This window comes from Alteromonas sp. G4i35 (assembly GCF_054960375.1).
Genome location: NZ_JBHNZD010000016.1, coordinates 59,833 through 83,399 on the forward strand (window position 1 = coordinate 59,833; position 23,567 = coordinate 83,399).

17 protein-coding genes are annotated in these 23,567 nt (G+C 46.1%); 12 read left to right on the plus strand and 5 right to left on the minus strand.

The window, feature by feature from the left end; translation table 11 throughout:
- Positions 1 to 14 precede the first annotated feature (14 nt).
- Positions 15 to 422: a hypothetical protein gene (locus tag ACFI6L_RS11915; RefSeq protein WP_014951265.1), complete on the minus strand. Its 408-nt coding sequence runs from the start codon at positions 420 to 422 to the stop codon at positions 15 to 17.
- A 516-nt stretch (positions 423 to 938) separates the two neighbouring features.
- Between ACFI6L_RS11915 and ACFI6L_RS11920 the strand changes: the two genes are divergently transcribed.
- The 4 genes from ACFI6L_RS11920 to ACFI6L_RS11935 all read left to right on the plus strand — a co-directional run bounded on the left by ACFI6L_RS11920 (position 939) and on the right by ACFI6L_RS11935 (position 12,321).
- A complete protein-coding gene (locus ACFI6L_RS11920) occupies positions 939 to 1,682 on the plus strand; it encodes an IclR family transcriptional regulator (RefSeq protein WP_239244116.1) in 744 nt (247 codons plus the stop codon).
- On the plus strand, positions 1,682 to 3,004 hold the full coding sequence (locus ACFI6L_RS11925; protein ID WP_462574079.1) for a pectate lyase family protein: 1,323 nt from the start codon (positions 1,682 to 1,684) through the stop codon (positions 3,002 to 3,004). The genes ACFI6L_RS11920 and ACFI6L_RS11925 overlap by 1 nt, the downstream gene beginning before the upstream one ends.
- Positions 3,005 to 3,151: 147 nt before the next feature.
- Positions 3,152 to 6,085 (plus strand): TonB-dependent receptor, encoded by a 2,934-nt coding sequence (locus ACFI6L_RS11930; protein ID WP_462574080.1) that lies wholly within the window; start codon positions 3,152 to 3,154, stop codon positions 6,083 to 6,085.
- A 98-nt stretch (positions 6,086 to 6,183) separates the two neighbouring features.
- On the plus strand, positions 6,184 to 12,321 hold the full coding sequence (locus tag ACFI6L_RS11935) for a pectinesterase family protein (RefSeq protein ID WP_462574081.1): 6,138 nt from the start codon (positions 6,184 to 6,186) through the stop codon (positions 12,319 to 12,321).
- 82 nt (positions 12,322 to 12,403) lie between these two features.
- Here the strand turns inward: ACFI6L_RS11935 and groL are convergent, their stop codons facing one another.
- The 3 genes from groL to ACFI6L_RS11950 form a co-directional block, all read right to left on the minus strand.
- A complete protein-coding gene (gene groL, locus ACFI6L_RS11940) occupies positions 12,404 to 14,041 on the minus strand; it encodes a chaperonin GroEL (protein ID WP_462574082.1) in 1,638 nt (545 codons plus the stop codon).
- A gap of 40 nt (positions 14,042 to 14,081) precedes the next feature.
- Positions 14,082 to 14,372 (minus strand): co-chaperone GroES, encoded by a 291-nt coding sequence (locus ACFI6L_RS11945; protein WP_012520088.1) that lies wholly within the window; start codon positions 14,370 to 14,372, stop codon positions 14,082 to 14,084.
- Positions 14,373 to 14,649: 277 nt separating this feature from the next.
- Positions 14,650 to 15,174, minus strand: a complete 525-nt coding sequence (locus ACFI6L_RS11950) for an FxsA family protein (protein ID WP_187447612.1) — start codon at positions 15,172 to 15,174, stop codon at positions 14,650 to 14,652.
- Between the two features lie 214 nt (positions 15,175 to 15,388).
- Here ACFI6L_RS11950 and cutA point away from each other — a divergent pair, with 214 nt between their 5' ends.
- The 8 genes from cutA to ACFI6L_RS11990 all read left to right on the plus strand — a co-directional run bounded on the left by cutA (position 15,389) and on the right by ACFI6L_RS11990 (position 23,233).
- Positions 15,389 to 15,703, plus strand: a complete 315-nt coding sequence (gene cutA / locus ACFI6L_RS11955) for a divalent-cation tolerance protein CutA (protein WP_014951272.1) — start codon at positions 15,389 to 15,391, stop codon at positions 15,701 to 15,703.
- 63 nt (positions 15,704 to 15,766) lie between these two features.
- A complete protein-coding gene (locus ACFI6L_RS11960; RefSeq protein ID WP_462574083.1) occupies positions 15,767 to 17,653 on the plus strand; it encodes a protein-disulfide reductase DsbD in 1,887 nt (628 codons plus the stop codon).
- Positions 17,654 to 17,759: 106 nt separating this feature from the next.
- The gene (locus tag ACFI6L_RS11965) at positions 17,760 to 18,569 is read left to right on the plus strand and encodes a M23 family metallopeptidase (RefSeq protein ID WP_462574084.1); all 810 of its coding nucleotides are present in this window, start codon (positions 17,760 to 17,762) and stop codon (positions 18,567 to 18,569) included.
- 303 nt (positions 18,570 to 18,872) lie between these two features.
- Positions 18,873 to 19,313 carry a type II 3-dehydroquinate dehydratase gene (gene aroQ, locus ACFI6L_RS11970; protein WP_462574085.1) on the plus strand — a complete coding sequence of 147 codons (441 nt, stop codon included), beginning with the start codon at positions 18,873 to 18,875 and terminating at the stop codon, positions 19,311 to 19,313.
- A gap of 14 nt (positions 19,314 to 19,327) precedes the next feature.
- Complete coding sequence (gene accB, locus ACFI6L_RS11975; RefSeq protein ID WP_014951276.1) at positions 19,328 to 19,792, plus strand: acetyl-CoA carboxylase biotin carboxyl carrier protein; 465 nt, start codon at positions 19,328 to 19,330, stop codon at positions 19,790 to 19,792.
- A 14-nt stretch (positions 19,793 to 19,806) separates the two neighbouring features.
- The gene (gene accC, locus ACFI6L_RS11980) at positions 19,807 to 21,150 is read left to right on the plus strand and encodes an acetyl-CoA carboxylase biotin carboxylase subunit (protein WP_039228980.1); all 1,344 of its coding nucleotides are present in this window, start codon (positions 19,807 to 19,809) and stop codon (positions 21,148 to 21,150) included.
- Positions 21,151 to 21,597: 447 nt separating this feature from the next.
- Entirely contained in the window at positions 21,598 to 22,542 is a 945-nt protein-coding gene (locus ACFI6L_RS11985; RefSeq protein WP_462574086.1) for a hypothetical protein, read from the plus strand.
- A 250-nt stretch (positions 22,543 to 22,792) separates the two neighbouring features.
- The gene (locus tag ACFI6L_RS11990) at positions 22,793 to 23,233 is read left to right on the plus strand and encodes a hypothetical protein (RefSeq protein ID WP_462574088.1); all 441 of its coding nucleotides are present in this window, start codon (positions 22,793 to 22,795) and stop codon (positions 23,231 to 23,233) included.
- A gap of 52 nt (positions 23,234 to 23,285) precedes the next feature.
- On the opposite strand, the gene ACFI6L_RS11995 is transcribed toward ACFI6L_RS11990, so the two are convergent.
- On the minus strand, positions 23,286 to 23,549 hold the full coding sequence (locus ACFI6L_RS11995; RefSeq protein ID WP_110288928.1) for a TIGR03643 family protein: 264 nt from the start codon (positions 23,547 to 23,549) through the stop codon (positions 23,286 to 23,288).
- Positions 23,550 to 23,567 lie beyond the last annotated feature (18 nt).

Here is a 23,567-nt window from a genome sequence, read left to right on the forward strand (position 1 = left end):
TAAATCGGAGACGTTTAACTAAAAAGTGGGGGCGCTCTACTGCCAACCGTCTGAACAAAAGGCTGGGGGAATGTAGGGCAAAGGTAAGGAATAGGTCGGCGCTGTTTTGTTATTTGCGCCTTTGCTATAGCCGTGGCTTTTACCAAGAGACCAACTAATACTAATGCAATAGTGGGAACAATAAATTGCGAAAGCGTGTGATTGGCCAGAGCAATGAAAAAAGGCTCTACAACCAAACTTTCATTAAACGCACTGACAAATTCTGCCGAGTCAGCCAAGGTACCACTGATAACTAGCGCAATGTTCAGCAGTAACACCAGATTAGCCAACCACAGCATAGCGCCTACACCACTGGTGTAGTTTATTGCGGGTCTAATCGAAGAATTCAGTTCGTCTAAAAAAACGAAAGAACGTGGTGCCATATAGAATGTAATGCCTTACAAGAACAATGCTCTAAGTTTAACGCTGCTTCAAATGAGAATGAGAAAGCAGGCGTGGCAGAGTAATCTCAAATAAGGACAAGTACAAGCCACCTATCGACGGGCTAAAAAGACCTAGTAATTAAAACACCAGACACAAATGACTATTTTATTAACATTCAGAAGGTAAGACTCTGCTTCCACAGATTTATCGTCGCCCTTAGTACAGATGTCACGCATTTATTCACTTTTTCGCTCGCTGAGTCTTCAACTTGCACCTCGGCAGCACCTACACATGTTAATTTTTTGTTTTAAATATACAAAATTAAACCGCTTACCGGACGCGGTTGATAAAGCGTTAACCTTCTTATAGATGCGATGAGTTGCACGACAGTTTTCTCCCTTTTCTCAATGTAATTGATTTAAAAATCATCAATAATTTAAAATGCCACCGGTAGCATTTTGTTTAATTCGTGTTAATATCGAGCAGTATTATCTTGATTTCGGGACCGCAAAAAGATGGAAAGGTATGTAATTCCCAGTGTTATGCAGGCGCTGCAGCTATGTCAAGCCATCGCCGAGTCTCGCTCGGGGTTAAGTGCCTCTGAAATTGAGTCAGCGCTTAAACTACCCCGCACATCAGTATTTAGGTTACTGAGAACATTAACCAGCGAACGGGTAGTTGAAAAGCGTGGTACAAAATACTTCTATGGCACACGCATTTACGAAATTAGCGCCGCTAACTCGCGCAGCAGATACGTTCAGAGAATCACTGCACCTGCGCTTTCGAAACTTATAGCTGCAACCAACGCTAGCGCAATTATCTGTACATTAGGCGACTACTGCGCGTTTGTAATTGACGTTTTAGATGCCAGAGAAAAGCAAATAACAACAATAAGGCCAGGGACAAAACTGCCCTTATTTGAATCTGCTGCGGGTCATGTCATGTTGGCCTACCATCCCAAGTATCAAAACATGAACGACAGCACACACCCCGCAAACTTTGATGAACAACAAGCCGCGAAATTACGAGCAACAACGTGTACCAGAGGCTATGCCGTCAGCCACTTCGCACCGCGCAACGTAACGCTTGTTGCCGTGCCAGTCTTCATGCGAGATGGAGAGCTTGTATCAATTTTAGCAATAGAACTAGAGGGTATGATCCACGACGTTAAGGTGCTCCAAGCATGGAGCGCTAAACTCAAAGACATCGCCCGCCAACCAACCACCGGTGCCCACCCTTACGAGCAGGACATGCAGTAATGAAATATATTCCAATTCAACTGATTGTCGCTTTCGTCGCGTTTCTCGCCTTGTCTAACTGTCACGCACAATCATTGGCGTTTGAAGGCGCGCTGGGGTTCGGAAAATACACGCAAGGTGGAAACCAAGGAAAAGTGTTAGTTGTTAGCTCTTTGTCTGATAATGCCAAAAGCCCACAAGAGGGAACATTGCGATGGGCTATTGCGCAAGACTATCCCAGACTGATTGTCTTTAATGTGTCTGGCGTGATCGCGCTAGAAAAGGATTTAGAAATAAAACATGGCAACGTCACCGTTGCAGGACAGACATCTCCCCACGGAATTGTAATTTCTGGCGCATCAACAAGCGTTGAAGCTAATCAGGTCATTATTCGACACATGCGCTTTAGGCCGGGGAAAGACAGTGAAGAAGGCGATGCAGTAACCGTTAGAAATACCACTGATGTCATTATCGATCATTGTTCGCTAAGTTGGTCAAAAGACGAGGTAGGCTCTTTCTACAATAACCAACGCTTTACACTGCAATACAGCATACTATCAGAGAGTTTAAACAACGCGGGTCATCACAAAGGTAGCCATGGCTATGGCGGCATTTGGGGTGGCAGTAATGCTAGCTTTTTGCGCAATATATTGGCCAATCATACCAGTAGAAACCCGCGCATTAACGGATGGCGACTGAACCCGCCTTACCCACAGCAGCAAGAATTCGTTGATATCAAAAATAACGTTATTGCCAACTGGCAAAAAAACTCAGCTTATGGCGGCGAAAACGGCACCGCAAATCTGGTTGGGAATATTTATGCCCCAGGCCCCGCTACGAAAAAGCTATGGTTTTTCCAATTATGGGACGATAAGGAATCACTCACTCGACTTTATGTTGCTGAAAACGTGATGAAGGGCTATAGCGACATGTCTGAGGACAACAGTAAAAGCATAGATGTTAAGAGCGCCAAAACCGGTTCAAAGAAAGAAAAAGACGTAATCACTCGTTCTCTTTCAACGTCGCCTTTTCATCAGAATGAAATAGATAAATTAGGCGATGCGCAACTTACTGCACAGCAAACATGGACAAGCTTGATTGAAAACCAAGACGTAGGTGCTAATCTCACCCGCACAGGTAAAGATCTAGACCCTGTAGACTCGCGCATACTTAAGCAAATACAAAGCAATCAGTACACAAGCAAAAATGGGATAATTGATAGTGAATTAGATGTGGTTGACTGGTCAATTTACAGCAGCTACTTTACTGCCAACCCCGCGCCCTCTCTTACTTTTCATGAAGAAAACTCATGGCGGGTACTCGCAGGAGTCCCAACACTGTGATCACTAAATATTCATATATTAATAATTTGTGAAATAAACGTTAAATATTAGTGCATTCCTATCTGACAAGATCAATACTGCCACCGGTGGCATAGCAAAATACAAATACTACAGCTATGTCGATTTTGGAATTTAGGAGTTCAAAACATGAAAGTGTTTCAATGGACAGCCCTCGCTCTAGCCGTGTCCACGGCGTTTTCCAGCATGGCGCAAACTGCACCCGCTCAGGAAAATACCGAGCAAACTGAAACAAATGAGACCCCTAGCGAAATTGAAGTAGTTGAAGTAAAGGGTGTTAAACAGGCAGACCTTAAAGCGCGTGACTTAGAACGCATGAAAAGCGGCTTTAGCTCTGTTATTTCTACCGATGATTTAGGCAATTTTGTTGATCAGAACGTGGCGGAGTCCCTTCGACGACTGCCGGGTGTTACGCTACAGCGCTCTGAAGGCGAAGGTAAGTTTGTCACCGTACGGGGCTTAGGACCCGGCTTCGTATCCATAAATATGAACGGCGCACAAATGTCTGGTGCAGGCGAAGAACGGAAAGTGGGATTAGACGCACTTCCTGCTGACCTTCTCGGTACCATTGAAGTGCTGAAAACACTCACCCCAGACCAAAACCTAAATTCCATTGGCGGTACAGTCAACGTTAAAGCAATTTCAGCTTTCGATCGCGGCAAAAACACATTAAAAATGCGTGTTCAAGACGCATATTCAGAAGCGCGCGAAAAGCACTCTCCGAAATTTAGCTTAGACGGCACCCAGTTTTTCCTCGACAACACCTTTGGTATTGGCTTTGCCATCTCTCACGAAGACCGCAAAACCCAGATAGACGAAACGCGCCACCACAGCACCAACGAAATGAAGTTTTACACCGCCGACTTGGGTAAAACAGAAGAAGAAATTGCCCAGGGTGACGAAATTCTTGCGCCTTCTCAGTTAGAAGTTCGTCGCGAAATTGCAGGAAGAACTCGTCAAGCAGCAGCACTAAACCTTGAATACAAGCCCTCTGCAGACGCCTACTATTATGCCAAAGGCACGTTCACTCAGTTCGAAGATGATGATCGCGCACAGCGAGAATTTTACGATTTTCAAGATGCTGGCTCTGTCGGAAACGATGAAATTGTATACGTAAACGGCGCTACGAAAGAGTTTATTCTTAGCGATATTGACGTATTCCACCAGCATTTCCTACAAGAAAGTAAGAACAAAACCATAACGTTCAGCTTAGGGGGCGAAAACCGTATTGCTGAACGCTTCGTGTTTGACTACGAATACGCTCAATCTCGCTCTGAAGAAGACTCCACTGGTGACCGCCGCGTTCAATTCCGTGAACGAGACCTGATTGTTTATGGTCAAGGCGGTCGCGACAACATTAACGCCCGCATTTTAAGCCCACAGGAAGCTGCTGAAATCGCAGGTCTAACCTACGACCCGGAAAACAGTATTTTTGGAACGTCGGGTAGTGGCGATGGTTCTGACCTTTCAAATTATCAATTCGATAACCTGTTTTTAGAAGGCGGAACGCGAATTGATGAAATTAAGACAGTGAACCTTAACTTGCGAACCGACATTTTTAATGACTGGTTAAACACCATTAAATTTGGTGTGCAGGTGAGTGAGCGCGATCACGTGCGTGACAAGGACCGCTGGAGTTTCGACCCTTCTACCGGCGACTGTAGCGACGACGCATGTATTGCCGCAGTGAATTCTACCCTTGCCGACTATGATACCCAAATACCTTCAAACAGCGCATTCCAGCTGCCGTTTGAAAGCCGCGCAGTTGTCGACCAAATTGTTGATGCCACTCGTCAAACGGTTGAGCCTGCCACAAATGGCGAAGTGTCGATAGAAAGCACTAAGGGCGACTACAGCATTACCGAAGATACGCAGGCTGTATACGCAATGGCAGAGTTGCCATTAGGCGCAGATGCCACACTAACAACCGGCGTTCGCTGGACACAAACCGAGTTCTCTTCTACCGGCTTTTTGTCTTTAGAAAACGATGACTTTGAGTTTAATGGCGCAGGGGCTGGTGCATTGGATATTGCTATCCCTCTTCCAGAAGCGTCTATAAAATACAGTGAGTTTTTCCCTAGTGCACACATTAAATGGGAGCCGAGTGAAAACTTCCTAGTGCGTGCCGCAGCATGGACGAGTTTTACTCGCCCGTCGTTTAAACAAGCCCGTGCATTTGCTGTGTTTGACAGCGATATTGAGCTTTGTCCTCCGGGTTCTGACGATTGTGATGACAGTCAAGGTGGCGCATCGCTTCAACAGTTAAGCCAGTATGTGTTGGGTTCTGATAATGCACTAGATGTGGGTAACCCTAACCTCGTTGCAATGACGTCTATTAACTACGATGCGTCAATTGGCTGGTATCCAAGCGAAAACCTCTTTATGGAAGCGGCAGTTTTCTATAAAGACATCGACAACTTTATCGTAGATGTAAACGGAATTGGCATGGCGCTTAATGACCTGCCGCTAACGCTTCCGGTAAACCAGGTGACTGAGTTTGTTATTCCGCAAGACTTATACCTTAACGAGATAAACATTACCGTTAACGGCAACAAAGCCTCGGTTATCGGGTTAGAGCTTAGCTACAACCAGTACTTCGAAAATGGTCTATTCATTCAAAGTAATGCCACCATCCTCGATAGTGAAGCCACACTAGATAGCAGTATTCGTCAAGGCAAGGTAGCACTGCCCGACCAAGCTGATACCACCTTCAACCTTGTATTTGGTTGGGAGAGCGAAACGTTCTCTGCTCGCTTAATTGGTAACGTGCGTTCTGAAGTTCTTGAACAAATTGGCTCATGCCCAATTACTGCCGATCTTAACGACCCGAAAGGCTGCAAGATTTGGGGCGACCAATATCAAGATTCGGTTAAAAGCTTAGACTTTAAACTTCAGTACGACATTACCGAGTACGCACAATTGTACTTTGACGCCATCAACCTTACCGAGGAGTCTGACCTTCGCTACTTCCAAGGTAACGCGTTAAGCGGCGGCAACATTCTGTACCAAAAAGAAGAATACGGTCGCAGCTACCAGCTGGGTGTAAACATTAAGTTCTACTAATTGTCTGCGCCGGGGAAACCCGGCCTTTTCCACATAATAAAGCTGGAGCGGACATGTAGTGCGGTAGTACGCCCAGTAAAATATGGAGATTGAGTACCATGAAACTCACGAAAATTGCTGCCCTGATGGGTGGTGTTATTCTCGTTACTGCCTGCGGCGAGAAAAGCTCTACCAATGTAACCCTCCCCCCCGACCCAGCACTTACTGGCGTATTTGTTGATAGCCCCGTTGAAGGAATCAATTATTCCTCTGCTTCTGTGGAAAACGGTACCACTAATGCGCAGGGTGAATACTCTTACTTCAGAGGCGAGCAGCTCGCTTTCAGCATAGGTCAGCTGACGTTTCCAGAAACACCGGCATCAAGCGTTATCTCTCCTCTTGACCTGTTCGCAACTGACAACCCTTTTAACCAGTCGGTCGTAAACACGCTTCGACTTTTACAATCTCTTGATACCGATGGCGACCCAAGTAACGGTATAACGTTAAGCGCCAGTGCTGGCGATGTAGCAGTGGCAACCCTCGACGAAGGGCAAACCATTGAAGATTTCTTTAATCAATCTGATGCTGATTTTACAGCCGATGTAGAGGTGTGGCTTGGTTCTGCTGGCGGAGCCAGTGCTACGCTTGTGGATAAAGCACAGGCTATCAGCCATTTTGTAAATTACCTTGAAGCCGAATTAGGTACGCTGTTCCCTAACACCTTTGATGTAACCCGCTTCACAGGCGACATTTACGCACCAACACTGGAAGGCAGAAGTGTATCTCAAGCCACTTACACCTTTACGCCAGACGACGAAGCGAACTTGTCAGGTACTTTTGTAAGAGTGCACGGTGAGGAAAGTACAACAGGTAGCTATGAATTCTCTTTTGGACGAAAAGTCATAGCCCTTAGTTACAGTGAGCAAACTGAGTATCTTATTTCCCGTGCTTTCAACACGGTTAACGAGGTATACAGCCTGTGCGTGATATCTCCAGATAACGCTCAGTCTATGCCGTTAGTGCTGCATGTTGAAAGCTGTCTTGCCAACGAAGACCCGCAAAACTACCTGTTTGCTTTTACCCAGGAACAAGCAGATGTTGAACAGGCAAAGCTAGAGGAAGCAGCGAATTCTATCCAGGCGGCGCTTGAAGAGAATTTCGATACCGACACCGATACGTTTTTCTCATCGTCGTACAAGCGTTTAAGTGAAGAGCCAGACGCCGGTGCGCTTTATTATGTAACGGGTGGCAGCCCGCTAGTCGACGCCACCACAGGTCAACTTACCCTTGAAGGCGATCGATTCAGCATAGGTAATGCTGCAGCCAACCCAGGAGCCAATACGTCGGCATCAGATACGGTAGGCATGGGTATTTATAACCTTAGCGAAGGTTTTACCATTAGCTTCGACGTTATTTCTCATAATGGCGGCGGTACGTTCAGCCTTTATGTAGATAACAACACCACAGGGCAAGATAACTCTGTACACGGTGCTGCTTCTAAGTTTGTAAGCGAAGGATTAGCGGACGGCACAATGGTACCCGGCACACGCTTTACCTACACCTATGAGCCGGGTGACGATATTGGTGGCGGCGATCCTAGTGCACCTGACGCGAAAATTCTCGATAGCTCGGTAACTAATAGTTTCTTCCAATTGCGCACAGATTCGAGTGCCACTATCACTATCGATAACTTAAAAATTGAAACGGTAGCTGACGCAGTTGACCCAGTGCCTCCGGTTGAGCCTGAGCCTACCGAGCCTGAAGAACCCGAAGTCATTCCAAGCGTACCGCTGCCGCTTTCCTATACCTTTGCAGGCGAAAGCGAGGATATTTTCTCGACAAACTTTGCCGCGATTGAAAATGCAGCGGGTGAGCAAGTCGCCATGTTTACCATTACCGGTGGCTCGGTAACGCAAATTGACACTGGTATTCAGCTTGACGGCGGACGCTTTACCCTTGGTAATACTGAACCTGATACCCAAAGCTCGTCTGACGATACATCATCAACCGGTGCACTGGATTTGAGCCGTCCTTACAATGTTATCTTTGATGTCATTTCTGCTGAAGATTCCGAAGGCGACAACAAATTCCAGATTTACGTGGATAACAATACTTCTGGCAGCGCCAACTCACACCTAGGTTCAGATTCTCGTTTCTTTAATGAGCCTGTGCTCGATTTAGTACCGGGAACCACCATGACAGTAGAAGGACAGATAGCAACGCCTAACTCGTACCTTCAATTTAGAACGGAAAGTGGCTCTATTGTGGTCATCGACAATATTCGCATTGAATATATTGATGAAAACACCCTGTTAGAGGAGACGTTTGAAACAGACGCTGACACCTTCTTCAGCCCTGAATACAAGTCGACCGATGGTGGTGCGACACCGTTTTATAGCGTAACGGGCGGCGGCTCAGGTTTAGTGATCTCCGAAGGCCAACTAGCCATCGACAGTGCACGCTTTACCATGGGCAACAGTACCCCAGATACGGACACAACCGCTGATGACACTACAACGACGGGTATATTAGATTTAAGCCGTGAATATACCATTAGTATGGACATCATTGCGGCTGAAGACAGTGAAGGCGACAACAACTTCCAGATATATGTAGATAACAACACCAGCAGTAGCAGCAAATCGATACATGGTGGCGACTCTAAATTCTACAGCGAACTGGTTAACAACCTTGTGCCAGGACAACGCCTAACTATCGATGGATTTATTGGTACACCCACCTCGTTTTTACAGCTTCGTACAGAAAGTGGCGGCAAAGTGGTTATCGATAACTTTGTTATATCGTATGTGGGTGAAGCGCCAGATGACAGCAAGTTTAGCTGTGAAAATGAACCACAGCTTTACTTCTGTGACGACTTTGCATCGGGCTCTTTAGATAACTTCACGCTTATTTCAGACGACGCAGGCTCTAACGGTCCACAAGGCACGTTTGATATTGTAGAAGATGACGGCAACAAAGTGATGCGCTACACCGCTGGCGGTGAAGGTGGCGAGATTTTCTTGGTTAAAGAGTCGGCGCTAAGCAACCTGCCAGAAAATGGAAATTACTTTGTTGAAGCGCGCATTCGTCCAAGACAAAACAGCACCACGCGAAACAAACAGATCTTCCTTCTAGGTCGTTATGATAGCGCTGGAAACTGGTACGGCGGAGGTTTGAATGTACAAAACTCATCAAGCAGTACACAAGTGGAAGTAGCGGTAAGTACCGAAGGCAGTATTTCTCGCCCTGTCCAAGCTAAGTCACCTATTGTACTGGGTGAAAAAGACGGTACAGACGGCACGTGGTACCGCGTGCGTTTTGAAATGGAAAACGAGAAACTCACCGTTTATTTAGACGGCGAGAACATGGGTACAGCAGAAGATACAACCTATAGTGCAGCGGGACTGATTGGCCTTTTCACTAATAACCGCTCGTTCGAGCTGGACGATTTAAAAGTGGGTGACCCCGCTGTTAAACCAGTTCAACTTACTCTGGATTTCAAAGAAACAGAGTGGGAAACCACCACCAGTAGCGAACCGTTGTTCGTTTACGTTACCGCAGTACAAAACGACGGTATAACTGAAGACACGTTTACCGTAACCAGCAGTGATGCGAGTGTGGTCAGCATAGAGCAGCAAGGTCCACAAGTTACCATTACCCCTCGCGCTGCCGGCAGCGCAATGGTAACTTTTACTTCTGGCTCTGACCCTACGTTAAGCAAACACATTGCCGTTAATGTTGGCGAAGGCTTCACAATGCCTACCGCCACCTATGGCGACTTATTCCCGGATACCACACCTTATTCGGGCAATAACAATGCGTATCCCGATACCCTACTCTCGTTAACCTTCGACAGCGAACCCACCTTAGGAAGTAGCGGTGAAGTGCGCATTTACAATGCGACAGACGACACCCTGGTAGACGTTATCAATATTGCAGCTGATGAAGACTTTATTGGCTTTGAAGGCCAAGACAGACAGCGCAAAGTGGCTTACCGCCCAGCATCAGTTGTAGGCAACAAATTAGTGATTAAGCCTCATACAAATGCCCTTCAATATGGTCAGTCGTATTACGTAGCCATTAGCGATGGTGCGGTAACCGGCGCAACGTTAAACGGTGAAAGCTTTAGTGGTATTGGTAAGAGTGCGAACTGGCGCTTTGCAACAAGAACCGCCGCACCTTCTGGCGCGAATGTTACCGTAGATGATGACGGCGAAGCGGATTTCCGCACGGTGCAAGGTGCGCTTAATTACGTGATGCAAAACGTAAGTAGCGATACGCCATCTCGCATTACGATTCGTGACGGCGAGTATCAGGAAATGCTGTTCCTTCGCGGTAACAACAATGTCACGCTTCAAGGCGAGAGCCGAGACAATACCGTGGTGTACTACGATAACTTTGAAAGCTTTAACAGCGGTAGCGGCAAGAGCGAAGCACCTGCGGCGGGCACGCCATCAGGCGGAAGAAGCGTATTTTTAGTGGAAGGCGTAGATAACCTGACGCTAACGAACTTCACTTTGAAAAACTCACACATCAGAAGCAACGACTACTCTAACCAAGCTGAGACGATTTACTTTAACAGTGATTCAGGTCGTCTAACTGCCGTTGATATGAACTTTGTGAGTGAACAAGATACGCTGCTGTTAAAAGGCTTTAGTTGGTTCTACAACTCATTGATTGCCGGCAACGTTGATTTCATTTGGGGTTACGTAAATACCGCACTGTTTGAAAACAGCGAAATTCGCACCATTGGCGACTCTAAAAATGGTAACCCTGACGAAGACACAGCGGGCGGCTACATTCTACAAGCTCGCGTACCTGATATTTCTTATAAAGGGTTTATCTTCTTAAACAGCAGCTTCACCAATGGCCCAGGCCCTATTGGTAACGGTGTACTCGACGACTCTACGTATATTGCAAGAAGTGGCGGCAGCGCGAGTTACTTCGACAATATTACGCTTATTAATAACCGTTTCGACACCCACATTGCCACTATCGGCTGGGCGGGTGAAGGAGTACGCGACCAACCTGCACCAAACCCTAGCCCTGCAACCGCAGCAGCTGGATGGCGTGAATACGGCAGCATGGATATGCTGGGTAACCCGCTTGATCTTTCAAGCCGTCAGTTTGCCCACATTCTCACCGACAGCGAAGTGACTGAACTTACCAGCAGAACGGCAATATTCTCTCACTTTAATAACGGCGAAGGCTGGGTGCCAAGCGAGCCTAACTTACCGAATGTAGCACCTGCTCCAACGCTTGATGCGTACGGTTTTGCACAATACAACTATGCATTAACCGGCGGTGCTGGCGGTACGGTAGTCACCGTAGATAACGGTGCTGATCTGCAGACGGCGTTAGATAGCGCAGCGAACAGCAACACCCCAGTAACGGTTTATGTAGATGGCACCATTACCGACGCAAACAATGGCGGTACGGGCTCACCGATTGAAATAAAAGACATGAACGATGTGTCAATTATCGGAGTTGCAGACAGAGGCGAATTTGACGGTATTGGCATCTTAATTCGACGTGCAAATAACGTGATTATTCAAAACCTGAAAATCCACCACGTGCTTACTGATGGTAAAGACGCTATCTCTATTGAAGGTGATAACGACGGCTCTACCACCAGCAACATTTGGATTGACCACAATGAGCTTTACAGCACATTGTCTGTGGACAAGGATTTCTACGACGGGTTAGTAGATAGTAAACGCGGCGCGAAAAACATCACTATCTCTTACAACTACCTTCATGATCATTGGAAAGCCTCGTTACACGGCCACACTGAGAATGATGTAGACAGTGATAATACCGAGCGTTTAATTACCTTCCACCACAACCGCTTTGAGAATATCGAGTCACGTTTACCGTTATTCCGCTACGGTCACGGTCACTTGTATAACAACTATTATAATCAGATATCCTCTACGGCAATCAATTCAAGAATTGGTGCAGAGCTACAGGTAGAAAACAATGTGTTTGAGAACACGCAAAACCCAATTGTTTCTTTCTACTCAGACGTTATTGGATACTGGAACACGTCAGGCAACCTGTTTGGCGAAGGCGTAACCTGGACAACGCCAGCTGATGGTGACGTTGTAGCAGGACCTGATGCCACGCCTACATCCAGCTACGAAGTGCCGTACGACTACGTACTAGATGATGCCGACGTGGTTAAGCAGCGAGTTATCAACTACTCGGGCGTAGGTAAGATTAACCAGAATGCCGATGACATTCCTCCGTTAAACTAACTCCCAAAAGAGTTAGCACAAACAAAAAAGGCGCTGCTCTATGAGCAGCGCCTTTCTTTTAAGCGTTAAGCTTGGGGGATGATTACATCATGCCGCCCATTCCGCCCATGCCGCCCATATCAGGCATTGCTGGTGCGTCTTCTTTAGGTAGTTCAGCTACCATTGCTTCAGTTGTGATCATTAGTGAAGCAATTGAAGATGCGAACTGTAGTGCAGAGCGCGTTACTTTAGTTGGGTCAAGAATACCCATCTCTAGCATGTCGCCGTAAGTATCGTTACCTGCGTTGTAACCGTAGTTACCTTCGCCGTTCTTCACTTCGTTAACTACTACAGATGCTTCTGCACCTGAGTTGATAGAGATTTGACGTAGAGGCGCTTCCATTGCACGTAGTGCAAGCTTAATACCTACTGTTTGGTCGTCGTTGTCGCCAGTAAGGTCAACAAGTTTAGCTGCTGCGCGAACTAGTGCTACACCACCACCAGGTACCACACCTTCTTCAACCGCTGCGCGAGTTGCGTGTAGTGCATCTTCTACGCGGTCTTTCTTCTCTTTCATTTCAACTTCAGTTGCTGCACCAACTTTAATTACTGCAACACCGCCTGAAAGCTTAGCTAGACGCTCTTGAAGCTTCTCTTTGTCGTAGTCTGACGTAGAGTCTTCAATTTGACCTTTGATTTGAGCACAACGGCCTTCAATCGCTTCTTGGTCGCCGTTACCGTCAACAACTGTTGTGTTGTCTTTGTTGATAACTACGCGCTTAGCAGTACCTAGGTCTTCAAGCTGCACTTTTTCAAGGTCTAGACCAATCTCTTCAGAGATTACTGTACCGCCAGTTAGGATAGCGATGTCTTGAAGCATTGCTTTACGACGGTCACCAAAACCTGGTGCTTTAACCGCTGCAACTTTAACAATACCGCGCATGTTGTTAACTACTAGTGTAGCAAGCGCTTCGCCTTCAACATCTTCAGCGATGATCATTAGCGGCTTACCAGCTTTCGCTACGCCTTCAAGGGTAGGAAGTAGTTCGCGGATGTTAGAAATCTTCTTGTCAACCAATAGGATGAACGGGTTGTCTAGTTCAACAGTACCGTTTTCTTGGTTGTTGATGAAGTATGGAGATAGGTAACCGCGGTCGAACTGCATACCTTCAACAACGTCTAGTTCGTTTTGAAGTGCCTGACCTTCTTCTACAGTGATAACACCTTCTTTACCTACTTTTTCCATCGCTTGAGCAATGATGTCGCCAACTTCTGAATCAGAGTTTGCAGAGATAGTACCTACTTGAGCGATAGACTTGCTGTCTGCACAGTCAGTAGACAGAGCTTTAAGCTCTTCAACTGCTGCCGCAACTGCTTTGTCGATACCGCGCTTAAGATCCATTGGGTTCATACCCGCTGCAACGCTCTTAAGACCTTCAGTAACGATTGCTTGAGCAAGTACAGTAGCAGTAGTTGTACCGTCACCCGCTTCGTCGTTCGCTTTAGACGCTACTTCTTTTACCATCTGAGCGCCCATGTTCTCGAACTTGTCTTCAAGCTCGATTTCTTTCGCTACAGACACACCATCTTTAGTGATAGTAGGTGCACCGAAAGACTTGTCTAGAACAACGTTACGGCCTTTTGGACCTAGTGTTACTTTAACTGCGTTAGCTAGTGTGTTTACGCCTTTTAGCATTTTGCTGCGAGCGTCATCACCAAAACGTACTTCTTTAGCTGCCATGATTAAATTCCTCTAAAATTCGTTTTAACGTTAGTTGTAATTACTCAACAATCGCTAGAATGTCGCTTTCGCTTAGGATTAGTACTTCTTCACCATCCAGCTTTTCTGTTTTAACGCCGTAACCGTCGTTGAAAATAACGGTGTCGCCTACTTTAACGTCTAGCGCTTTAACTTCGCCGTTCTCAAGAATGCGACCGTTACCTACTGCGATTACTTCGCCGCGTGTAGATTTTTCTGCTGCAGAACCAGTCAGAACGATACCGCCTGCAGATTTGCTTTCTTGCTCTGCGCGCTTAAGGATTACGCGGTCGTGTAAAGGACGAATTGCCATTTTCAAGTCTCCTGAAAATTCCACTATTCAAATGAATGTAATTGTCGACATTCAGACAATCTAAATGCCGTGTGTTTAAGGTTGCTCATTGCTGAGCAGTTAAAATCGTTTCTGCACGGATAGATGGGGTAGTACCCAGATAACTTCAAGGGTTTTTGAGCAAAAAAATGTAAAAAATTTGGTTTTTTCGCTAAATACTTCTTTTTACTAGGCAAGTAAACGCCGTTTATCGCGGTAAACGGCGCTCATAACCTGACGGAGAGGGCGTTGGGGCTCGCTATTTTAAGCGCTTATCTGGGTCGTTAGTGGTGTGATCGGTGTACTCACCTTCAAACACATCACCATCGTTATTGTGTGAGCGAGAACGCTCATCGAAAGGACTTTGTCCAAACGGTGACTGACCTTGTCCGAAACCTGAAGCTCCCGGCCCCATTCCCGGAGCAACAACGCGCATTTTCATGTGCTTACTTACCTGGGCGGCAAAGAAGTGACGTGAGCCCGGCATTGCTAAAAGGAAACCGAAGATATCGGTAATAAAGCCTGGCGTCACTAGTAAGATGCCCGCAACTACTAGCATTAGGCCTTCAACCAACTCTTTACCCGGCACTTCATTTCGCTGCATTTTTTCTTGTGCCGTTTGCAGCGTACTTACGCCTTCGCGCTTAACAAAATAAGCACCAATAAAGGCAGAAAGAAGTACCAAGCCAACGGTATTCCAACCACCGATCACGCTGCCCACATTTATCAGCAACGCAATCTCTAAAATAGGTAATAGGGCAAACAGTATAAATAAAACCCGCAAAATGCTTCCTCTTTCATGTATTCATAACCTGTTATAGGGTCTTTGTACGTAATAACAAGAAAAGGTGCCCACCCTTTCGCTTAAATAGCCACTTAAAGCGACCGATAACGACCGTGATATACTGTAGCTATGAAAGAATAGTGCGACTTTTCAGGTCAATTACATATCGACCCATTAGCAAAGTAACAGGCGCGAAATAAAGTAGGAAAAGTTCATGACAATTAAGCTTGTATTGTGCACCACGCCCGATGAAAAGACAGCGCAGTTAATTGCCAGCACGCTTGTTGAAGAAAAGCTTGCCGCCTGCGTCAACATAATCAAGGGTATAGAGTCCGTTTATGAGTGGCAGGGGAAGGTGGAAACCGACGCAGAATGCCAACTGCTTATTAAAACGAACACACAACACGTTTTACAGGCCTTCGATAGAGTAAGCGAACTACATCCGTACGATGTCCCTGAATGGTTAGAACTTAATGCTGAGGCTAGCAGCGCTTACGGTCAGTGGTTACAAACCACGCTACAGCGCTAGTTAAAACGTAATTCTAATAAAAATAACGACAACGCAAAATAGATAAAAATGAACTGTAACTTTATGACTTTACCTCCTTTTCCATCAGGCACTGCATCAGCTTTACTGTTTCGTCGCTTTGGCGCTTATGTACTTTCAGCATTTTTTTTAATGACGTTATTTAGCACGTTCGCCTTGGCTCAGGTGCCCAATGCCTTTGACGATCCGTTCGTGGATGAACCCCAATTTTTAGATGTAGACCAAGCGTTTGCGTTCGATTTTAACCAAAAAGGCGACGTGCTTACGGTAAGCTTCGATATTGCGGAAGGCTATTATCTGTACCTAAAGCAGTTTAAGTTTGTGGCGAAACAAGCCGAAATTGGCGAGCCTGAGTACCCAAATGGGATAATGATTCAGGATGAGTTTTTTGGCGAGTCTGAAGTGTTTTATAACGGCGTATCTATTACCTTACCCATTGAGTCAGCACTCAGTGACGGCGTAGTTAAAATTCGCTATCAAGGCTGCGCTGACGCAGGGCTTTGCTACCCGCCCACAGTGAAAGTCGTGTATTTAAACGAAGTGGGAAGCAGTGCAGTTGCTGATACGGATACGACCTCAGAATCAAATGACGCAGCGGCCTCTTCGCAAAGCGAGCAATTCGATTTAGCGCAAAGGCTAATTGATAAAGATAACCTTGCTCTCACTTTAGCTCTATTTTTTGCACTAGGCGTAGGCTTAGCCTTTACACCTTGCGTATTCCCGATGTATCCCATTGTGTCGGGCATTGTGATTGGTCAGGGCAAGCCTAAAACCGCATCGCATTCATTCTGGCTAACCTTTGTTTACGTTCAAGGTATGGCGATTACCTACTCGCTGCTTGGATTAGTGGTTGCGGTAGCCGGCGCGCAGTTTCAAGCTGCGCTTCAACACCCTGTAGTACTCGGCGTATTCATTGTGCTATTTGTGGCGCTAGCCGTTGCCTTGTTTGGTGGCTTTGAAATTCAGCTACCGGCAAAGTATCAAGAAAAGCTCACTCACATGAGTAACAATCAAACGCCTGGCAGTTTCGCAGGGGTGTTTATTATGGGCGTATTGTCTGGCCTTATCGCTTCGCCCTGCACGACGGCCCCGCTAACCGGCATATTGTTATTCATCGCCCAAACTGGCGATATGACACTGGGCTTTATTTCTCTTTACTTGTTAAGTATTGGTATGGGCGTTCCACTTATTCTGTTCGGCATGACAGGTGGAAAACTCCTACCTAAAGCAGGTAACTGGATGAATGTGGTTAAGGTGACTTTCGGCTTTATGATGCTTGCCGTGGCCATTGTGTTTATTGAGCGTTTATATAATAGCCCAGCCACTGGCTTCCTATGGGGATTGCTTGGCTTCGGTTTATTCGGTTACTACTGGGTACTCAATCGCGCCAGCAAAAACTCACTGATGAAGCTTGTCCGTGCTGTTGTGGTGGCAATAGGCATTATGGGAAGTGCTGGCCTTACTTATCAAGCAGGGCTAAACACTGGGCTTTGGGGCGAGCACTCTGATGGTGTCCACGCAGGGCACCCAGACTTTGTTGTTGCGCGAGACTTGGCAGACTTACGTAATAAAATAGCGGTGGCTAACGCACAAGGTAAAACCGTGATGGTCGATTTGTACGCCGACTGGTGCGTAGCCTGTAAGGAGTTCGAGAAGTACACGTTCCCTGACGAGCAAGTGGTATCTGCGCTTAGCAATACAGTATGGATGCAAATGGACCTTACCGATAACACACCAGAACGTCAGGAGATTTTTGACACCTTTACTGTGCTAGGCCTGCCTACCATTTTGTTCTTTGACGAAAACGGCGACGAGCTAACCAAAGCTCGTGTCACCGGGTTTATGAAAGCAGACGCCTTTGCCGGTCACGTAAACGAGTGGCTTAACAATGGGTCTAACACTAATGATGTTCAAAGTGGTCGCTTGGACTAAGGCGCGTCGATTCCAGGCCTTTCCTCTTCTAATATGGCGAGCGGTGCGAAGCGCCGCTCTCTTTATCTTGGGTAGAAACGAGGTTCAGAAAAGAAGGGTGGCTTCAATGCTGGCCTTCTTTTTTATTTCGCTCACTTTTTCCCTATCAATAACGGCGAAAACCACGGGGTGCTTTGATAACAAACGCTTTTGTTTTGAGCTTACGCCTTCGTCTTCTTCTCTTTATTTAGTCTCAGTACAGAGAAAAGTAGAATTGCCCGTAGCGCTAACTCTGTATTCCAATGTGATGCAAGACATTCCCACCGGCAATGGGGAGCTTAAATCAAAAGCCCACGTTAATGCGTTTTTAGATACCAATGACCAAGTGCCCCTTGGCGTAGTAAAAAATGCCGACGCATTCTGGGCATCTATGCGCGTTAAATGGACAGTGGGGCGCGTAGACGCGTTACACGACAACGCCTATACGTATCTGCCACCGCTACAACCAGCTAGCAAATACCGTATTGTTCAAGGCTTTAACGGCAATTTTAGTCATTCTGGGGCGTCAAGATATGCGCTCGATTTTGCCGCGCCTGTAGGTACACCTATTTTAGCCGCCCGGGAAGGCATAGTGATCGACACGAAAGATGACGGCACGAAAGGCGGGCCAACGCCGAAGTTTGCAAAATACGCTAACTACGTTGTTATTCTTCATAGCGACGGAACCACCGGCGAATACTACCACCTGAAGTATAAAGGTGTTGCTGTGACAAGAGGGCAAGTTGTGGAACGCGGGCAGCTTATCGGTTATACCGGCAATACGGGGTTTTCTTCCTTACCCCACCTTCACTTTGGCATTTATGTAGCCAAATTCTATGGTAAGTACGTGAGTGTGCCGTTTTCCCTCGACAGCGCCCTAACTAAGGCCTCGCCTTAGCATTTATAGCAATACATACTGATACTTTTCGTCAAAACTACCATCTCATCCCCCACTAACGCCTTCTGAGAGTGCAGCATGCTGCGGTTTCACAGGCAGCAAATAAGCAAACTTTCCAATAAACTTTGCGCCGAAAACACCTGATTAGACCAGTATTTTGCTGCGAAATCTTTATCTATCACTATAATCAGCATTTAACACAATAAACGAGCAAATTTATTGGCTTTTTTTCGTGCAACTGTCACAAAAGTTTGTTGAAATGGCAATAACCGTGACTTTTTCCCGAAGATAGCAGCAAACTAGATGAATATTTTGTTATTGAACGGCCCTAACCTGAATATGTTAGGCCAAAGAGAACCCGACAAATACGGCACACAAACCTTGCAAGACATCGTAGATGATTTGCAGGCGCAGGCTGCGTCAAGCAACGTGACCTTATCGCATTTTCAGTCAAACGCTGAGTTTGAACTGATTGATCGCGTGCACGCTGCTATGGGTACTGTTGATGCCATTATTATTAATCCTGCTGCCTTCACGCACACCAGCGTCGCCCTTCGCGATGCATTATTAAGTGTCAATATCCCGTTTATTGAAGTGCATTTGTCGAACGTTCACGCCCGTGAACCGTTTCGTCATCATTCTTATTTTTCTGATGTTGCAGCTGGCGTCATTGTTGGCCTTGGTGCCATGGGCTACTCGCTCGCGCTAACTGCAGCAATCAACTTACCGAAATCGCATAAATAAAGCAGAGACAGAACATGGATATTAGAAAGATTAAAAAACTCATCGAACTAGTGGAAGAATCTGGCATTGCCGAGCTAGAGATCACTGAAGGCGAAGAGTCTGTACGCATCCACCGTGGCCCAACGGGTGTTCAAGCGCCAATGAACTATAGCTTTGCAGCTCCTGCTGCACCGCAAATGGCCCCTGCTCCAGCGGCGGCAGCTACCACTGCTTCTGAAGCACCAGCAGAGCCAGCTCAGCCAGAAGGTCACGTTGTTAAGTCTCCAATGGTAGGTACGTTCTACCGTGCATCTTCACCAACGGCAAAAGCATTTGCAGAAGTGGGTCAGCAAGTGAAAGTTGGCGACACGCTTTGTATCGTTGAAGCGATGAAGATGATGAACCAAATTGAAGCAGATAAAGCCGGTGTGGTTAAGGCAATCTTGGTTGAAAACCAAGACCCTGTAGAATTCGACCAGCCAATGTTCATCATTGAATAAGCGAGTGCTTAACTATGCTAGATAAAGTACTTATTGCTAACCGTGGTGAGATTGCCCTGCGTATTTTGAGAGCCTGTAAAGAACTAGGCATCAAAACCGTAGCAGTGCACTCTACTGCGGATAAAAACTTGAAGCACGTGTTGCTGGCTGACGAATCAATTTGTATTGGTAAAGCATCAGCAACCGAAAGCTACCTGAACATTCCTCGCATTATTGCTGCTGCAGAAGTCACTAACTCTATTGCTATTCACCCAGGTTACGGTTTCCTAGCGGAAAACGCAGACTTTGCTGAAGCGGTAGAAAAAAGCGGCTTTATTTTCATTGGCCCTAAAGCTGAAACTATCAACCTTATGGGTGACAAAGTTTCTGCTATCAACGCTATGAAAAAAGCAGGCGTACCGTGTGTACCCGGTTCTGACGGCCCGCTAACTGACGACGTAGAGCGCAACAAAGCCATTGCTAAGCGCATTGGTTACCCAATCATCGTAAAAGCTGCGGGCGGCGGCGGTGGTCGTGGTATGCGCGTGGTGCGCAGCGAAGCTGAGTTGATTAAAGCCATTGAAACAACGCAAGCAGAAGCAGGCGCTGCATTTGGTAACTCAACGGTTTACATGGAAAAATTCCTTGAGAACCCACGTCACGTTGAAATTCAGGTATTAGCCGATGGCCAAGGTAACGCCATTCACTTAGGTGAGCGTGACTGTTCAATGCAACGTCGCCACCAAAAAGTGGTTGAAGAAGCGCCTGCACCGGGTATTTCTGAGCAAATGCGCACCAAGATTGGCGATCGCTGCCGCAAAGCCTGTATTGAAATTGGCTACCGCGGAGCAGGTACTTTCGAGTTCCTATATGAAAACGGTGAATTCTATTTCATTGAAATGAATACCCGTATTCAGGTAGAGCACCCTGTATCTGAAATGATCACAGGCGTTGACCTTATTAAAGAGCAGCTTCGCATTGCAGCCGGTCAGCCACTGTCAATTGATCAGTCGCAAATTCAAATTCGTGGCCACGCTATTGAATGTCGAATTAACGCAGAAGATCCACAAACCTTTATTCCTAGCCCTGGTCCTATTGATATGTTCCATGCGCCAGGCGGTTTAGGTATTCGTTGGGAGTCGCATATTTACGCGGGCTACCACGTGCCCCCTTACTACGACTCAATGATTGGTAAGCTTATCACTTATGGTGAAAGCCGCGACGAAGCGATTGCTCGTATGCGCCACGCCCTTGAAGAGATTGTGGTTGAAGGAATTAAAACGAACATCCCTCTTCAGCGTGCCATTATGGCCGATGAAAACTTCTTCGCGGGTGGAACCAACATCCACTACCTAGAGAAGAAGCTAGGTTTAGCCTAATCCCCCTTTGGGCTACACGCTGTTTTTTGTGTAGCCCAATTTTCTTTATTCGCTATTCGCTATTCGCTATTCGCTATTCGCTATTCGCTATTCGCTATTCGCTATTCGCTATTCGCTATTCAGCACATTCTAATTTTCCGATTACTACAATCAATTTTTAACAATTTTCCTATTTAAAAACTGGTTCTATACTGCATACAAGTTTTAAGACATCTCCCTGAGTTTTAATGCTTTTGTGTGTTTTACCCTCATTGGAGTCCCACTCCACTTATTGCCGGCATCCCTGCCGGCTTTTTTTTGTATTTTTTCCTTAAACCGCTATTCGTTGCGCTAAGTAATACCAGTCTGCATAGATAATTACCTACTCAGTGGGCAATTATCTATGCGGATTGGTATAAAAAGATTTAATGTATAAACTACTTAATCATGTTGTTTAGGGTTAAACAGGTGCGAAATCTTTTTTTGTTTATTTTACCGCTGATAGCCATTGCAGGAACTAACGCGCAGGCAGAACAAATAGCGCCCACCTTCTCACAGAAGCTAGATATTCAAGTTCGTTACGATAATCGTTCCAACCGCCCAAGCCGCGAACAATATCGACTGCGTTACTATCCCTCTCTTGCCATCACTTCTGCGTGGTCAATAAACAGCTTTGTGGTGACTGGCGATGACTTTTCATCAAGCCACAATACATTCGGCAGCGACAACACTGATTATCTCTACGCAAGGCGACTGTACTTAAGGCATGAAACCGATTCGGGGAAAACTGAGTTAGGCGTTATTCCAACTTACAAAGGGCGTGTTTCTTCCACCGGCTTGTCGAAAGATGGTTGGATAACGGGGGTACGTCACGTGAGGCAATTGCAAAACGACACCGCCATTGAAATAGTCGTTGGTCAACTTGCAAATGCTGAAGCATCTGAAGCCTTTAATATTGGCGGAGAGGATGAGTATTTCGAAATTGAATATTCGGCCAAGATGGGACAACGACATAGCTACGAAGCCAGTTTTGAAAGAATGCTGAACGGTACGTTTGCCCGGGCAGAATATCGATTACGTATTAATGAACAAGATACCGCGTTCATTGAATTAGTGCAGCGTACTGATGAAAGTGCTGCGAAAGTTGTAGTGGGCACCAGCGGTGAATTCGCTGCAAGCGCTTTTAACACATCATATCCTATCGAATATTTTGCTTACTATTCCTATATAGACAGTAGTTTTGGTGAGCGCGCTGAATTAATTGAAGACTTCCTAGGAACAGGTCACGGCGGCTCTCTGGAATTTAGTGGCGTGCTATCTGAGAAGCATGATGTTGAATGGTTTATAAGAGCTGATGTGGTAGATAGCGTCAGTCGATTACTGGCAGGAGTAAAACTCTCCTTCGATAGTTGAATGAAACGAAGCGCCTAATCCACATAAAAAAGGCCCATCAAACGATGGGCCAAACAGCAAGAACGCGTACACACTTTAACAGTGCATAATAAGTTACGGCTTGTCGCCATTGTGAGTTCAGTTACCGCAGATTACGTATTTTTAATCTCTTGAGCTTTAAACTTAAAGTTGAGTTTATTAAACTTTAGTCTGATGAAGCGTTAAAGCTCGTATTGTTTAACTCTAATAATCGTAATTTGAAGGTGTTCTTGTGCCCAGCCCTTACGCTCAGTTCAAAGAAAAACTTCCCATTTCCCGACTTTCTGATGAAGCGCTGCTTGCGTTTCGCGTCCTTTTTGATGATCCTCTCGATATCGTAGACTTAGCGCAAGATATATCTGACTTAACGCTTTACCCGGAACGGCTGAAAGACAGTTATAGAAAGGAGTGGGAAGCCTACGTGCTAAAGGCTCTGGCGTTTGAGATCAAACAACATACAGACGTTTCTCCTGCAGAGTTCATTGAGCTTGTCATGAACAAGGTAGAAGCGATTCAGCAAAATAACGACACCTATCAAAATCTATTGCGTCAGGTTCACCACGCTAAGAGTATTCTGCAATCAGAAAACACGATCGTTTTTCCTACCCCCATGCGTCAGCAGTTAACTGCGTTTCTTTTGCCGATTACTACTATTTCGCCTCCCAAAAAATAAAGGCAGCGACAACGTAAGGCAGTTCCGCTTCTATAGGAATGGTTTCTACACGCTACTTATTAGCGCCTTTAAATTTGTACTGAGAGGGGCAGTATCCTCTGTCCACACCTTCAGGGCGCAGGCTGGCATGTTTGGTTTTTCTACCCGACACGCGCTCTCGCCAGTTCTTGAAGGTTTTCGGTTTGAGATTTTTACGCATAAGCTTTATCACATCTTTTTCAGGCAGCCCGTATAAACGCTCTATTGCCTCGAAAGGCGTACGGTCTTCCCACGCCATTTCAATTACCCGTGATTCTTGTTCTTCAGTTAATGCCATTTCTTACATCTCAATATG